The organism is Argonema antarcticum A004/B2, assembly GCF_023333585.1.
Taxonomy (GTDB): domain Bacteria; phylum Cyanobacteriota; class Cyanobacteriia; order Cyanobacteriales; family Aerosakkonemataceae; genus Argonema; species Argonema antarcticum.
In genome coordinates, this window is the sequence record NZ_JAIQZN010000081.1 from 16,744 (window position 1) to 32,473 (window position 15,730).

Annotated in this window: 10 protein-coding genes; 2 read left to right on the forward strand and 8 right to left on the reverse strand. The window is 42.2% G+C overall.

Annotated elements, in window-relative coordinates; all coding sequences use genetic code 11:
- The first annotated feature begins 34 nt into the window (after window positions 1–34).
- Window positions 35–2,311 (forward strand): hypothetical protein, encoded by a 2,277-nt coding sequence (locus LAY57_RS26665; protein ID WP_249070202.1) that lies wholly within the window; start codon window positions 35–37, stop codon window positions 2,309–2,311.
- Between the two features lie 31 nt (window positions 2,312–2,342).
- Here the strand turns inward: LAY57_RS26665 and LAY57_RS26670 are convergent, their stop codons facing one another.
- From LAY57_RS26670 to LAY57_RS26695, 6 genes are all read right to left on the reverse strand, one after another.
- Window positions 2,343–3,344 (reverse strand): hypothetical protein, encoded by a 1,002-nt coding sequence (locus LAY57_RS26670; protein ID WP_249070203.1) that lies wholly within the window; start codon window positions 3,342–3,344, stop codon window positions 2,343–2,345.
- A 115-nt stretch (window positions 3,345–3,459) separates the two neighbouring features.
- On the reverse strand, window positions 3,460–4,950 hold the full coding sequence (locus LAY57_RS26675) for an MBOAT family O-acyltransferase (RefSeq protein WP_249070204.1): 1,491 nt from the start codon (window positions 4,948–4,950) through the stop codon (window positions 3,460–3,462).
- Between the two features lie 294 nt (window positions 4,951–5,244).
- Window positions 5,245–6,489, reverse strand: coding sequence for an MBOAT family O-acyltransferase (locus tag LAY57_RS26680; protein WP_249070205.1), 1,245 nt, complete (start codon window positions 6,487–6,489; stop codon window positions 5,245–5,247).
- A gap of 155 nt (window positions 6,490–6,644) precedes the next feature.
- Window positions 6,645–7,787 carry an SGNH/GDSL hydrolase family protein gene (locus LAY57_RS26685; protein WP_249070206.1) on the reverse strand — a complete coding sequence of 381 codons (1,143 nt, stop codon included), beginning with the start codon at window positions 7,785–7,787 and terminating at the stop codon, window positions 6,645–6,647.
- Between the two features lie 337 nt (window positions 7,788–8,124).
- Window positions 8,125–8,931 carry a WecB/TagA/CpsF family glycosyltransferase gene (locus LAY57_RS26690; protein ID WP_249070207.1) on the reverse strand — a complete coding sequence of 269 codons (807 nt, stop codon included), beginning with the start codon at window positions 8,929–8,931 and terminating at the stop codon, window positions 8,125–8,127.
- Window positions 8,932–9,381: 450 nt separating this feature from the next.
- Window positions 9,382–9,660 carry a hypothetical protein gene (locus LAY57_RS26695; RefSeq protein WP_249070212.1) on the reverse strand — a complete coding sequence of 93 codons (279 nt, stop codon included), beginning with the start codon at window positions 9,658–9,660 and terminating at the stop codon, window positions 9,382–9,384.
- Between LAY57_RS26695 and LAY57_RS26700 the strand changes: the two genes are divergently transcribed.
- Window positions 9,548–11,728: a CHASE2 domain-containing protein gene (locus LAY57_RS26700; RefSeq protein ID WP_249070208.1), complete on the forward strand. Its 2,181-nt coding sequence runs from the start codon at window positions 9,548–9,550 to the stop codon at window positions 11,726–11,728. The two genes, LAY57_RS26695 and LAY57_RS26700, sit on opposite strands and share 113 nt — an antisense overlap.
- Before the next feature lie 593 nt (window positions 11,729–12,321).
- On the opposite strand, the gene LAY57_RS26705 is transcribed toward LAY57_RS26700, so the two are convergent.
- Window positions 12,322–13,539 carry an RNA-guided endonuclease InsQ/TnpB family protein gene (locus LAY57_RS26705; protein WP_249070209.1) on the reverse strand — a complete coding sequence of 406 codons (1,218 nt, stop codon included), beginning with the start codon at window positions 13,537–13,539 and terminating at the stop codon, window positions 12,322–12,324.
- A gap of 350 nt (window positions 13,540–13,889) precedes the next feature.
- Entirely contained in the window at window positions 13,890–15,575 is a 1,686-nt protein-coding gene (nadB, locus tag LAY57_RS26710) for an L-aspartate oxidase (RefSeq protein WP_249070210.1), read from the reverse strand.
- Between the last annotated feature and the right edge of the window lie 155 nt (window positions 15,576–15,730).

Consider the following 15,730-nt stretch of genomic DNA (forward strand, 5'->3'; position numbering starts at 1 on the left):
TTCGTTACTTGATCGAAGTTATCAGATCGATTTCATGTTTATTATGGTTAATTGGCTGGCGATCGCAAGCGGAGTTCTGGCAGGCTTTGTTGTCGTTGTTGTAGTATTTTACTTGGTTGGTATAGTCTTTCCCGTTATCGCCAAATCGGGTCTTCCTCGAAGCCGTCTCTTAGGTCGTACAGTTCCGATCGCTATATTTGCCCTAGCTGCTGTCATCGGATGTCAGCAAATCCAAAGTTCCAGCGTTGTTAACTCTACTTTTAAACAGGCAGAGGTTGCTGTTTTGGGTAGTCAGCGAACAGCAGCATCTCAAGGATGGACTAATGTAGCGCTGGGAGGTGGTGGTTATGTTACGGGGATCTATCTGCATCCGTTAGAAAAAGACCTTGTTTACATCAAAACCGATGTCGGCGGTTTCTATCGTTGGAATTCACAAAGTCAAAGCTGGATGCCGATAACCGATCGCTTTCCGCTTTCCAAACGTCATTATTATGGTGGAGAAGCATTAGCTTTCGATCCAAAAAATCCGAATATCGTTTATATTGCGGCAGGCACTTACGTTTGGGATAAACCGGGGACGATTTTTAAATCCACAGATAGAGGTCAAACTTGGACGAAATTAAACATAGATTTGCCGATGGGTGGCAACCAAGATAAACGGTGGGTAGGAGAAAGATTAGCTGTCAATTTGTTTAATTCTAATATTATCTTTTTCGGTTCGCGGCAAAATGGACTGTGGAAATCATCAAACGCTGGCAGAACTTGGAGTAAAGTTACTTCTTTTCCCGGAACGCCTAAAAAAGATATTGGCATTACGGCTATTTTGTTCGACAAACAGGTATCGGGCTTAGTTTATGCGATCGCCTACGGAGACGGGATATACAAATCCACTGATACGGGTGTCACCTGGAGCAAAATGGAGGGAAGTCCGCAGTGGCCCAGACGCATGGCGACGGGTCGCAACGGTACGCTCTACGTAACCAGTGCCAAAGGGCCGGGGGTAACAAAATATGCTGGCGGGGTGTGGAGTAATGTCACGCCGAACAGCTCCCAAGGGGTTTTTAATGCGTTGAGCGTCAATCCTGCTAATCCCGATGAGATAGTGGTCGCTTTGGGAGAGTCGCCATCTACAAAAATCTATCAAAGTGTAGATGGCGGAAGTACGTGGATACCAATAAAACGCACGATGAACAGCACCGTTCCTTGGTGGACGAAGATTATGCGATCGCAGGCGTGGATATCTGCGATCGAATTTGACCCCAAAATTACAGGCAGAGTTTGGCTGACAGATTGGTACGGCATCTGGCGCACCGACGATCTCAAAACAAACCCAGTCGTTTGGACTAACTATCAAAAAGGACACGAAGAAATAGTCACATTTGCTTTAGTTTCACCGCCAAAGGGAGCGTTATTGCTCAGCGGTTTGGCCGATGTAGACGGTTTCTACCATAACAATGGATTGGATCGTTACCCTTCCAAAACATTCGGCGGTAACGGCCCCGATTTTCAGGATACTTATAGCATCGCTTACAACCAAAAAGATCCGTTAAAAGTAGTGCGCGTTGGCGGCAATCGTTGGAATAATTCTTATTCGGGAGCTACCTCTACAGATGGCGGTTTAACCTGGCAGAAATTTGGCTCATTTCCAACTAATAAAATGCCGCTCCGGGTAGCCATGTCCGCGACCGATCCCAATGTTTTTGTTGTTACCATCAGCGGCGGTCAAGCTATCCGCACAACCGACAGCGGCGCTACCTGGCAACCTGTTTCTGGATTGCCCGATGGCCCCCGTGGCCCTTGGAATTGGTCGCAGTCGTTGGCGGCGGATACGGTGGATGGCAATACGTTTTATTACTACTGGAATGACAGTGTATATCGCAGCAGCGACAAAGGCGCATCTTTTAGTGTGGTATACAAACCGCTCGTTGGTGAAAATAGGTGGCATTCTATAAAAACAATGCCGGGGGTTAAAGGGGAAGTTTGGGTTAGTTTGGATGAGAAGGGACTTTATCGATCGACAGATGCTGGCAAAACTTTTTCCCAAATTTCTGGAATAGAAAAAGCTTATCTGTTTGCGTTTGGGAAACCGCAACAGGGAAGCACAATTCCCACACTTTATTTGTATGGGAAAATTGCTGGAATGGGTGAGGGGATTTTCCGTTCTCTGGATCGCGGAAAAACATGGACGAATATAGGCGATCGTTCCAACCCCATCGGTAACAATCCCCAAGTGATGGAAGCTAGCAAACAGCAGTTCGGATTGGTTTTTATTGGCACTGGTGGCAGGGGAATTTATTACTACTCGAAGTGAATAGCGATCGCGCTTCATCCTTTAATCACCACTATCCTTGCCAACGTTTTCCCTGCCCTTTTTTCTCTAAAAATTCTTTGAGCTTCATCTTATAAAACTGCCGATATTCGACCAAGTTATATTTATCGATCCGGACGCCAAAGTTTGATACCTTTCCTTCCAAAACTTCCGTGACTTTGTTTTGAATTTCAGGGTAGAAGTGGCTACCATCATAAGTATTTTTGGAATCTGACGTCACCGTCGAAGGAACTGAAAAATCATACATGACGCCCAAAATTTTAGAAACTTCATAAAAAGCTTGCAATCCACAATCTGTCAAGCCACGACCATAAGTTTCATTGACCACATTCCACGCTGATATAGGAGGTACATAACCAACAAAATCAGCTTGAGGAAACACATTTCTCAATTTTTTATATTCTTCTATCTTAGAAGCATTACAACTACTTGGTTTTTCTCGATCGTAAAATTCTGGCTTATATTTTGGCGTATTTTCAATCACTTCACTCTCGAAATTTTGATTGTAATATCTTGGATCGGGGGAAAATCCTAGAATTGTTCTAGCCGAAAACAGTAACACATCTAAAGAAAAGTAAGCCTGATATATAGGTTGAGGATCTATTTTACCCACACCAGCAAGAGGAGGAGTTGATTTGTCAAAATTGAAAGCATCGACCCCAACATAAACTTTTTTAGGTTTAAGCCCTTTTGACTTGGCATACTTGGCATACTCAACAAACTCTTCAATCCTTCCCGCACTGAACGAATAATTAAAACAGCGATGGTTATTAAATGAGGAAGCTTTCAATAAAGTTACTCTGGAACTGCCTAAGATTAAGCAATCATAATTTTGCGGTTGGCTCTGCAATAAGAAGTTAGTTTTGGAAACGCGCTCATTAAACGAAAAGTTTCTTCCCGTTATCCGATTTCCTTTTCCATACCACAAAGGATCGACGGCCCAGTTAATTAACCCTGTAAGCAATAAAAAGCTAGCCGATAGAATAAAATATATTTTTAAGTAAAACTTAAACATTTTTGCACTCCAGGCATAAAGAAAGAGATGTTTACAGCAAGTGTCTTGAACTTTACTTTTTTCTGGCAAATATTATTGTGGCTGGGACTAAAGTCAAGAATTTCTTGTTGAAAGATCAGAACTGAAAATATAAAAACTCGCTGACTCGTGTAAGACTGAGAAGAGAAACTAGAGTTAGAATAGCCGCAGTGAAAGCCCAGATATGATTGGGTTGCCATTGTAACTTATGCCAGAGACGATCAGTCCAACTTAAAGAAGCATTTTCTGTAGCTTGCTTTATATTGATGGGATTGTACTTGCCCATCCACTGCTGAGTATTGGGAGTAAACCAAGTAACGAACAGCAGAAAAGCAATTCCGCCGACTAGATAATCTACTGGTAAATCGATCGTATCCGTAAGACCATTAAACTTAATCATACCAAAGCTTTCCAAAAATCCCAGTTTTGTTAGCAAAGGTCTTGGCAGCGATATTCCATTCGCACCGATCATTGTACCCAAAATTGCAGTTGCTGCATCCAGAGTTTTTGCTCTAAAGAAAACCCACGACACTACCACAGCTAAAAAAGTCACAAACCAGCTTATTCCTTGAGTAAACCACTGAGTCTTTTTGAGATCGTGACCCAACTTGCGACGGAACGATCGCCATTGATGATTAATTACTAGATAAATTCCGTGTAAACCACCCCAAAGGACAAAAGTCCAACCAGCACCGTGCCAAAGACCACCAAGCAGCATCGTAATCGTTAAATTTAAATATTGCCGAAATTTTCCCTTGCGATTCCCCCCCAAAGGGATATAAAGATAATCTCGTAGGAAATGAGATAGCGTGATGTGCCACCGCCGCCAAAAATCGATGATGTTGACAGCTTTGTAAGGCGAATCAAAGTTGAGAGGTAGTTTGATCCCAAACAGATAAGAAGCACCGATCGCCATGTCTGAATAGCCTGAAAAATCGAAGTAAAGCTGCAATGTGTAAGCCAGCACTCCAGCCCAAGCTTCAAAAAATGTCAGAGGTACACCTTGAGCGGCAGCATCGAAAACTGGAGTAGCGTAGACAGCGATGCGATCGGCAAATATAACTTTTTTAAACAGCCCCATGAAAAAAATTGTCAGTCCTACAGCCAGATATTCACCTTTAAACCGATAAATTGATTTATCAGAGAACTGGGGCATCAGGTCTTTGTGATGAACAATCGGGCCTGCGATCAGGTGTGGAAAAAACGTAACGAAAAGGCAGTAATTAAAAAACGAGTCTTCCTTAGTTTCTGCTTTGTAAGCATCAACCAGATAAGTAATTTGTACAAATGTGAAAAATGATATGGCTAGAGGTAAGACAATTGGATCTAGTTTAAAGTTAGTAGCGAACAGGTCATTAACGCTATCGACCCAAAAATTAGCATATTTGAAATATCCAATCAGAGCTAGATTGACCGCAATTCCTAGAGTCAATAGCAAATTTTTATTAATTTTTACAGTCAGTTGCTTTCTTAAGGCATAGCCCACACCATAGTTGAATAATATCGAAAATATCAGCAATTGTAAGTTAGCTGGATTCCACCATCCATAGAAAAATAAGGAAGCAGCTACCAGCCAGACAATCGCCATCTTATGATTGTTAGCAGGATTTATTTTAGCAGTTATAAAAAAAATTAATACACTGATCGGCAGAAATATAAAAATGAATTCAAACGAGTTAAATAGCATGACAGTAGCACCCTGATAAATGTTTGATTATTTGTCTGTACTAGGCCGATCGGATCAAAAAAGAGATTTAAGTTATTATAGTTTACTTTTCCCTTTATTGACACTAATAATAGGTTGCCTCAGATCTTGCACCAGGGCTAGAAAACCGGTTTCTTAGGTCTTGAGTTTTCCTACTACCGAACTGCCCTTTATAAATTAAAACTGGAAGTAGATAAACGGGGAAGGATTTTGAGGTGCTAAAAACAGCAAGCCAAGCATGACAAAGAACATCACAAACAATCCTCTAAACGTGCTTAACTGTAGCCTTACACCTTTATTTAACTGGCTTCCCACATAATCGCAGACAATCAAAATAGGAACAGTCATAGTCAGGGAACTGGCAAACCAATTAATTCCTTCTGAGTTAGTCAGATAGAACATTTTCCGAACCATCAGAGATGAGACTGAGAAGTCAGTCGCTCTGAAGAAAACCCATGTCACCAAAATAAATATCATGGTGAGCAACCAAGTGCAAAAGCTATATAAATACGATGGGATTTTCAGGTTTTTACCGATAAAATCCATATACATTTTATGGACTGCCAATGCTACCCCATGTAAGCCACCCCAGAGAACGAAATTCCAACTTGCTCCATGCCACAAACCTCCTAAAAGCATAACAATTAAAAGGTTAAAATACTGCTTCGCTTTTCCCTTTCGATTGCCACCCAAGGAGATATACAGATAGTCTCTCAACCAGTTAGAAAGAGATATGTGCCACCTGCGCCAGAATTCCGTGACGCTTTGGGAGATGTAGGGAACGTCGAAGTTTTTGGGAACGTCAAAACCCAAGCATTTAGCGACTCCTATCGCCATGTCCGTGTAACCGCAGAAATCGCAATAAATTTGAATAGCATAAGCTATAACAGCCAGCCAAATTGTCATCGAACTATAATCTTGCGGACTTTTAAATACTGGGTCTACAAACATTGCTAATCTGTCAGCAATGATTACTTTTCTAACTAATCCCAGTAGAAATATTTGTAATCCATAGCTGACATTTTTCCATTTGATAACAATATCTTTCTCTATTTCCGGCAAAAATTGCTTCGGCTTTAAAATAGGCCCAGCGATCAAATGGGGGAAAAACGCTACAAGAAGCGCAAAATCCCAAAAACTTTTGGCTGATTTGTTAATCCCCCGGTAAATATCGATTATGTAACTCATTACCTCAAACGTAATGAATGATATACCGATCGGCAGGATAATTTCTAATAAAGGCAGTTTGACATCAAAGTTGTTTAAACCTACATTGAGGGAATCTATAAAAAAGTTGAAATACTTGAAAAAGCCCAAAACAGCTAAATTAAATACCACACCCAATGTTAGCCATGTGTTTTTACTTTTTAAGTTTTGGCTAGCTTCCATCTTTAGTCCTACGTAATAGTTGACTAAAGTCATAGCCAACATCAAAAAGCTAAATCTGTAATCCCAGTAGGCGTAGAAGTAATAACTTGCTACCAGGAGTATTGCCCTTTTGATGTTACTCGATTTTATCGCTATCATCAAAAGCAGAACTACAACGAAAAAAACGAAGAATTCAATGCTTGAAAATATCATTTTAGTATCCTCGTTTCAAAAATAACTGCCAGACGTTCAGCGGTTAAAGAATTACCTACTTCATTTACGTGCCCTGTCCCTGGTACTGTATTGTTAAATCCATGAACCCGTTGACGATTGATTTGATAGTAATTAATAAAATCTTCCCTCATGTTTACAAAATCAACTTTATGCTTGGCAGTATATTTATTTAAAGCATTTTCAATTTGAGAGGAGCTTTGGTTTACATTATTGTAATCCGGCAGATAGAGGATTACTACTTTTGGATATTTATTTTTTATGTTTTCTACTGTCCAGTCTATGACGGCATCGTAACGCGATAAATCTGGTGATTTTTTCTTTTGTGAAGAGTCAGCACCAGGTAAACTCAGTTTGTTTTCTTTTGTACCTAGTAACTTCTGCAAGTTTTTTCCGCCTACCCGCAAAACTGAGTATTCGAGCATAAAGCGAAGTTGCGGAAATTTAACCAAAAATATTTGCGATAAAGCATCGTCGCTCAGAGAAGTTTCATTTTTTTTGGTTTGCCAACTATTCCCATCTTTAGCGACATAAAATTCTTTATTCTTGTTGAGAATATCTTCAGTGAAATCTTGATCGGTGACTTGAATAATTACGCTATTTGGCTCAATTAAAGAGTTGTAAAAGCTTGCTAAATGGATGTAGTAAGCTGGCGAAGCACCGTCCCTACCAGCATTTATAGTTTCAATGTCGAATTTATACTTATTTTTTAAAGCCTCTTGTAGTAGATAGCTGTAAGTTTTATTGTCTGCAACTTGAAGGGCTCTTGTATAGGAATCACCAAAGGCTAAAATTCTGTATTTATTCTTAGGTTTTGGTAAAATATTTTCTCCCCTCATTCCTAAGTCATTTATTTTTGTTTTGCTAAATCCTTCTTCTCCTTGCACATTAATTCCTGGCTTAGCAATTTTACCTAAAACAGGATGAGTTATAGAGCCTGGGCTTTTTTCCATAGTATTTTCCAATATCAGTTCCCAGACAACTAAAGCAGATAAAATCGCTCCAAAACATTTGAACACAAGCTGTTTTTTGCTATTCTTTTCCTTTTGCGAATGGTTTTTGAAAAAATTTCCTAAGCTGGATGACAGAACATAATTTCTATCCAGTATTTTTTGAATCATTTCTTTGCTTTTTCTTATTTAAACTGAGGAAATTTTTAGACAATAATACGGATCTCCAAAGCTAATTGGCAATCTGACTGGGATGCTCAAAGCTAGCATCGGAGAAATGTTGTTTTGTACTTCTAAGTACCAAAGAGATGCGAATCTCCATAACGTCCTATAAAAATGAGTAACCTGATTGCAAATTTCAGATTTTAGATTTACTAATGCCTCCGGCACGCTAGCGTTAACCTCCTCAAAGGGTGAGGCATTAACTAAAAATTTTAGATTTTAAATCTAAAATCTGAAATTCTCGGTAAATAAATCGAGTTCTCATCTACTTGTCCAAACTTCGGCTTTAAGCTTCTTTCCTTCTATTCAATACCGTCTCAAACTCGTAAACATTTTCTTCCCTAGTTAAGGGAATTTTGTAAGAGTTGAGTTTTTGCTTGAAAACTAACCAGAAAAAAGGCAGGTCGTCTACTAAATATCTTTTCCAGAGTCTTTGAGGTTCAGACAAAAGCCTATACAACCACTCTATTCCTAGATTACTCATCCATTCAGGAGATCTTGGTTTATTACCTGCTTCAAAGTCAAGAGTAGCACCGATCGCCAAAAATGTTTTGATGTTTGGCAATTTATCTTTGTATTTTGCGATCCATTTTTCTTGTTTGGGAGCTCCTACTCCAATCGCCAATACTGTAGCTCCTGATTTTTCGATCATCTCTACTATTTGGCTACATTCTTCTTCGTTTTTTTCAAATCCAAAAGATGGGGAATATGAATCAACTATTATTTTTCTTCCTACCTTTTGGTTGATTTCATCTTGAGCTTTTTTAGCTACTCCTTCGGCTGCTCCTAGCAAAAAAATCTTAACGCTTTCGTTATTTTTGCAGTGGTTATAAAAGGCAGGAAACAGATCGGAACCAGAGATCTTTTCTTTTAGTGGGGTACCTAAAAACTTAGAAGCGTACAGCACTATTTGACTATCGCAGACTTTATAAGTAGCGCTGTTGTATGCTTTGTAGAAGTCTCGATCGTTTTGCAACTTGATGAGATGGTCTACATTAGGGGTAAACACGATCCCACCTACTTCGAGCTTTTCTAATAGCTCGACTTTTGAAACATTGTCAATCGGTATGTTTAGAATGTTTACTTTTTTCATGATCCGACCTCCTTAATAAATATAAAAAACGGAGTACGTTATTGACAGAATGAGAAGTGGAGCAAGTTTAGTGTCTATCAGTTGTTTATGCTTAAACAGCCTACTAGCAATGAAGGGTAAGTGTACTTGATTGACTTTGTAAAGCCATTAACACAGCCAGATCACCGTAGTAATACAGATGTAATTGGGATATCTCGGAAGATAGAACACCTTTAGACCAATTAGTTACGTGAAATTACTTGCCTTACTTAGTTGAGAATAGCAAACCTTACCCTTGGTATGTTTAAAGATTTGATAAAGTTTAGTATTTAGGTGTAAAGTTATGATGAAGATACAGATTTTACTGAGATGAGCAAGACTTCAACTAGGGTGGTAAGCCTAGACTAGATGACCCACATGGCGGATCGACTGTGGAAATTACTGAGACTGGGTAAGACGGATATGCAACAGCTAATCATCGAGGTTTATGAAGGGGGGAGGAAGCAGCACTGGTACAGGGTTTCCTGAACGGTAGCGATCGCCAACTTCCCTAAATTGGCCGACTCCCACGTTTTTGTAACGATTCGTTATTAATAAGGTCAGGTATGGCAACGACACCCACAACTGGACGACTGCGATGATTAAGCAGCTAAGCAAAAGCTCGATCGCACTATGGACAAGACTGAAGCAAAGGCGATCGTCGGAGAGCCGGGTATTAGTCACCTGCTCCAGTGTGGCTGCGTGTATCATTTTTTTCCGCCTCACAGGACTGTTGCAGACCTGGGAATGGGGGACTCTAGACCAGTTCTTTCGTCTGTCTCCCCCGCAACCACCGGACGATCGCATACTCATTGTTGGCATTGATGAGGAAAATCTCCGTAAATTTGGTCAATGGCCGATTCCCGATCGCGTTATGGCCCAACTGCTGCAAAAATTGCACTCAAAAGAGCCCCGCGCCATTGGCTTAGACATCTATCGGGATTTGCCCGTCGAACCCGGTCATGCCGAATTAGAGAATACTTTTAAAAAGATACCCAACTTAATTGGGATTGAAAAACTTAAAGATCAAAATAAAAATACTTCCCACGTACAACCCCCGCCTGTACTTAGCCAGCGCCACCAGGTTGGTTTTAATAACGTCGTTGTAGACGCCGACGGCAAAGTGCGTCGCAACGTGCTTTTCTGGTGGTCAGATGGGAAGCCACATACCAGTTTCGCACTCAAGCTGGCTTTCATTTATCTGAAGTCAGAAGGCATTGAGCCAGAGTCGGCAAAAGGAACCACCTATCTGCAACTGGGTAAAAGCGTATTTCGGAGCTTTCAGTCGAACGACGGCGGCTATGTAAGAACGGATGACAAAGGCTACCAAATTTTGGGCAGCTTTCTGAAACCGTCTACCAGTTTTCGCACTGTTTCTATGACAGAAGTGTTAGCAGACAGGATACCCCGCGATTGGGTGCGCGATCGCATCGTCCTCATCGGTTCAACTGCCATCAGCCTCAATGATTTTTTCTACACCCCTTACAGTAGCGACCTAATCCAGTCGGCAGGACCTATTCCCGGCGTCGAACTGCAAGCTAATTTTATCAGCCAAATTCTTACGGCAGCGCAGTCGGGAAGACGATTGCTCAACGTTTGGACAGAGCCTCTAGAATGGCTTTGGATTTGGGGCTGGTCTTGGCTAGGAGCTATTTTAATTTGGCGCTCGCCCTCTCAAGCACGATCTATCCTCATTATCCTCCTCGCTCTCTCTGGGCTCACTGGCACTTCTTACTTGGCTTTCTTGGCCGGTTGGTGGATACCCCTCATTCCCCCCCTGCTAGCCCTCGTCAGTTCTGCTATGGCGATCACAGGTTATCTTGCCCACCTGAAAGATGAGTTAAAGCGCTCCAAAGAATTCTTACAAAACGTCATCAACGCCATTCCCGATCCTGTCTTTGTCAAAGACAAACAACACCGATGGATTGTTTTAAATCAGGCTTATTGTCAATTTCTGGGATATCCCCTCAGTACATTAATCGAAAAATCAGACTATGATTTTTTTCCCAGTCACGAAGCCGACATTTTTAGGGAGCAAGATGAAAGAATTTTTCACAATGGCAAACCTACAGAAAATGAAGAAGCATTCACAGATGCTAGGGGAAATACACATCTCATCGCCACCAAAAGGTCACTTCACAAAGATGCCGCAGGCAACCTATTTTTAGTGGGCGTAATTCGAGATATCACTGAGCGCAAGCGACTGGAAGAAGACCTCAAGCGCACCGCAGCAGAGTTAGTTCATTACAATAGCGAACTAAAACTTTCAGAAGATCGTTTGCGTCATCTGGCTTACCACGACACCCTCACTGGTCTGCCGAATCGGAAACTATTTTACGAACGTTTCAGCCAGTCAATAGAATGGGCTCGTGATAACGAACAACTGATGGCTCTACTGTTTCTCGACCTAGATGGTTTCAAGCAAATTAACGACACCCACGGACACGATATGGGGGATCTGCTTCTGCAAGCTGTAGCTCAACGGCTAACGCGGTGCTTACGCAGCAGCGATACCGTCTCGCGTCTGGGTGGCGATGAGTTTACGGTAATTCTACCAGCAATTCCTAGCGCATCAGATGTGGCAAGAGTCGCCAGTAAAATTCTCTCAACTATTACCCAGCCTTTTGTGTTGAAGGGAGAGACAATCAACGTCACTATAAGTATTGGCATCAGCTTGTTTCCCCTTAACGGTGATGATATTAATACCCTGATTAAAAATGCCGATACGGCAATGTACCGTGCCAAGGAATTGGGCAAAAACAAATACGAATTTTCATGAGCTATAGCTAGGGACTAGGGGTTAGGGGCTAGGGAATTAAGAACTTTCTAACTGCCGAGAAGGTTGCTATATCTATCTACAAGAGGGATTGCAAAATTTAATTAAGCAATATTAAGGTTTATGCCAGAAAACTTTATGTTTTTTTTACAAATGTTTACATATTTGGCAATGGGTTCAAAAAATATAGCAACCCCCCGTGTTAGGACAACTCTAACTCTTACCTCTGGTCCCTCCATCTCTTACTCCATAACCCTTTTCCCTCTTCCTTCTTCCCTCTTCCTTCTTCCCCTAGCCCCTAGTCCCTAGCTATAAAACAAACACTTTAAAACCAACCTAATGTTTGTGAAAAAAAGCTGATTACCTACAAAACTGTTCGGAAATTTCTACTGGTTAAATCATGGCTGTATTACTTAAGTAGATTTATGAAGGGGACTTAATGTTTGTATGAAGTTTCGGTGAATGTACTTAATGGGTTTTATTCAGTGAATATACTAGAAATCGGTGAGAGGAGTTGTTTGATATGAATACTTTTTTTAGATTCGCAAGTGTAGCAATGCTCGTGATGGGCGGATTAGGATTGACACTCCCCATGCCTAAAGGCGAGGGGATTCTTGCTTCAACGAGCAATCTTGCTTAAGCACTGTTTCCAGGTTTAAGTAGAGGATCGTCTCTCCACAAGCTTTAATTTCCGTTTGCCCAACGGTATTTGAAATATAACCAAGCAATCTTAATGCCTTAATTAAAATGTTAATTGCAGCATTTTCATCCCGATCTAAAACGACTCCACATTTACAAACGTGGGTACGAATAGACAGAGATTTTTTAACTACACTACCACAACCCGAACAATTCTGACTTGTGAAATGGGTCGGAACAGCGATCGCAATCTTGCCAAATTTAAGCGCAAAATGTTCTAACCACTCCCTAAATTGTGACCAAGCAGCATCGCTGATTGACTTAGCTAAGTGGTGATTCTTTACCATGTTACGTACTTTCAAGTCTTCTACTGCCACAATGTCATTAGACATCACCACGCATCTTGCTAATTTCACAGCAAAATCTTTACGTTGGCGTGAGACTTTTAAGTGCGTTCTACCTAAATGGTTAATAGCTTTTTTCCGGTTGTTGGAGCCTTTAACCTTTTTAGAGACTCGTCGCTGCGCTCTTTTTAATCTTTTTTCCGACTTTTTTAGGAATCGGGGATTATCAACTTTTTCTCCTTGGCTATCAGTGTAGAAATGGTTTAACCCCACATCTAAACCAATTGCTTTACCTGTAGGCTGTAGAGTTTGTGTAACTTCTACTTGAATGCAAAATTGGCAATAATAGCCATCGGCCCTTTTGACCAGTCTTACCCGTTGAATTTGTTCAATTTGATAAAAATGCAAGTCGTAAGTGCCGATGAGCTTAACTGAACCAATCCCTTTTTTGTCGGTAAAAGTTATTCTCTTTCTATCTTCAGAAAGCTTCCATCCTGACTTTTTATATTCTACAGAACGTTGATTTTTCTTGAATCTGGGGAATCCTTTTTTACCGGCAATCTTCTTTTTACAGTTCTCAAAGAATCTGTTTATCCCTGACCAACAACGTTCAGCAGAAGCTTGTCTAGCGGTCGAATTGAGTTCATTTGCAAAGGGAAATTCTTTAGCTAATATGGCAGTATAAGCACTGAGGTCGTATTTGTTTATACCCTTGTTGTCCATCCAGAAACGCAAACATTTGTTTCTGATGAACTGCGATGTGCGGATCGCGTCATCAACGGCTTGAGCTTGTTGTTTTTTCCCTTTGATTTTGAACTCGTAGACTATCATGGGATCGACCTTTATTACCTGTCCTTATTTTATCAGCAGCAGCGTAATATAAATGCCTAAACAACAAAATGTAATATTTGACTGCGGTTAAAACCGCGAATTGCTTACATCCCCACGTCTAAAGCCGGGGGCTTTGGCTCGTTTTTCGGTAACCCCAGAAATTGCCGCTGCTACAGTAAGGCCCGATCGGCTAACTGATTTCTTATCAGGCCCACAATCAACTGGGTTCCCTGTGTCATACGATTACACCCCATCCTGTCAAGGGAAATGCGATAGCCCTGACGACTCTACGGGTTCTGGAACTCGCTAGTAGCAAGTCGGCAGTTGGCAAGATAATTTCCCAACTGGTTTTATGTAGCAGTGAGTGGCGGAGATTGCCACCATCTGTCTTTTTGCACAAGCGTGTGAACTTGCCAGCTGGGATCTGAGTGAGGAAAATCTATTCTGTAGTGACCGCCTCGACTTTCAGTGCGAAAAGCGGCGCTTTTGAGGATCAAGTAGGCTACATCCAGTAAATTGTAAGTTTCTCCCCAAGTTCGCAATTGCTCTAGGGCGATCGGTTCGGTAAATTCAACTATCTTACCGGGCTGTAGATTTATTAAATATTTACTTAGTTCCAAAGCAGCAAATTCCTGCCGCCATACTTCGACTTGGGCTAGAGCCTCCTCCAAAACATCTTGCTGGCGACAAATCCCTGCACTTCGCCACATCAGCCGGGGTAACTCTTGCCTGAGCCACTCTATCTTCGCTGTTTCCGAAGGATTAACGATCGATAATTGTAAAGTTCCCGTGTCGATTATGTATTCTCCTGTACCCCCGTCCTCAATTCCCAGTTCTGCCATTTGGGCACCAAACACAACACACTCTAGCAACGAATTGCTAGCCAGACGATTGGCCCCGTGGACACCAGTACTAGCCGTTTCCCCCACAGCGTATAACCCAGGAATCGAAGTCTGGTTCGTCAAGTCGGCGATAATTCCGCCCATCCAATAGTGGGCCGCTGGTGCTACAGGAATTGGTTCCTCGATCGCATTAATCCCCCAATGCTGACAGACCTCAATAATATTGGGAAAGCGGCGACGGATTTTTTCAACTGGGATCGGTCGTAAATCCAACCAAACGCGATCGCCCCCAGTTTGTTCCAAATGACTAAAAATAGCGCGACTAACTACATCTCTTGGCGCAAGTTCACCGCTGGGATGGTAATCAAAAGCAAAGCGGCGTCCTTGGGAATCCACCAGGTGGGCACCTTCACCCCGCACCGCTTCGCTAATCAAAAAGCGCGGGGCTCCATCCTTCGTCAAAGCTGTAGGATGAAACTGGAAAAATTCTAAATCGCGAAGAATAGCACCAGCACGGAAAGCGATCGCCACCCCATCCCCAGTACTCACACCCGGATTAGTAGTCTGAGCGAATACCTGACCGCCGCCGCCCGTCGCCAACAGCACCGCCTGGGCCCTCACCCAGATTACCCGATCTTGGTAAAACAAGCTAACTCCCTGACAATGCCCATTTGCGGGATTAATCCACAAATCCAAGGCAAAAGCTTGCGATATTACCTTAATATTTTGGCTCTTCAGCACTTGTGCGGTCAAAGTACTAACAACTGCCCGACCAGTAGTATCCGCCGCATGGAGTACGCGGGGGCGAGAGTGAGCCGCCTCCAGGGTCATAGCGAGCCGATCGTTATGCCGATCGAAAGCAATCCCCATATCTACCAGAGACTGGATACATTTAGGGGCCCGATCCACCAGAAACTTCACCGCTGGCAAATCGCACAGACCGGCACCCGCTCGCATTGTATCTTCGATGTGTAAATCTGGTGAATCCGTGGGATCGATCGCTGCCGCGATGCCCCCTTGCGCCCAATCGCTAGCAGATAGAGGCAAGTTATCTTTAGTAATCAAGCCGACCTGTAAATATTTTGGCAGGCAAAGAGCCGCATACAAACCAGCAGCACCCGCCCCAACGATCAAAACATCGAACTGGGTGGGCAAACCTGGACTCGGTAAAAAACTGATATCTGAGGAATACAAAAATCGCTCCCAGAAAAGGGGTGTGGTCAAAAACAGTTGGTGATAGGGACAAGGAGGACAAGGAGGACGAGGGGGACAAGGAGGACAAGGAGGACAAGGAGGACAAGGGGGACAAGGGGGACAAGGAGGACAAGGGGGACAAGGGGGACAAGGGG

Bases quoted from the DNA above. Each gene is read 5' to 3' on its own strand.
- LAY57_RS26665 (WP_249070202.1), top strand. From the start codon at position 35: ATGTTTATTATGGTTAATTGGCTGGCGATCGCAAGCGGAGTTCTGGCA.
- LAY57_RS26670 (WP_249070203.1), bottom strand. From the start codon at position 3,344: ATGTTTAAGTTTTACTTAAAAATATATTTTATTCTATCGGCTAGCTTT.
- LAY57_RS26675 (WP_249070204.1), bottom strand. From the start codon at position 4,950: ATGGCGATTGTCTGGCTGGTAGCTGCTTCCTTATTTTTCTATGGATGG.
- LAY57_RS26680 (WP_249070205.1), bottom strand. From the start codon at position 6,489: ATGACTTTAGTCAACTATTACGTAGGACTAAAGATGGAAGCTAGCCAA.
- LAY57_RS26685 (WP_249070206.1), bottom strand. From the start codon at position 7,787: ATGATTCAAAAAATACTGGATAGAAATTATGTTCTGTCATCCAGCTTA.
- LAY57_RS26690 (WP_249070207.1), bottom strand. From the start codon at position 8,931: ATGAAAAAAGTAAACATTCTAAACATACCGATTGACAATGTTTCAAAA.
- LAY57_RS26700 (WP_249070208.1), top strand. From the start codon at position 9,548: ATGATTAAGCAGCTAAGCAAAAGCTCGATCGCACTATGGACAAGACTG.
- LAY57_RS26695 (WP_249070212.1), bottom strand. From the start codon at position 9,660: ATGATACACGCAGCCACACTGGAGCAGGTGACTAATACCCGGCTCTCC.
- LAY57_RS26705 (WP_249070209.1), bottom strand. From the start codon at position 13,539: ATGATAGTCTACGAGTTCAAAATCAAAGGGAAAAAACAACAAGCTCAA.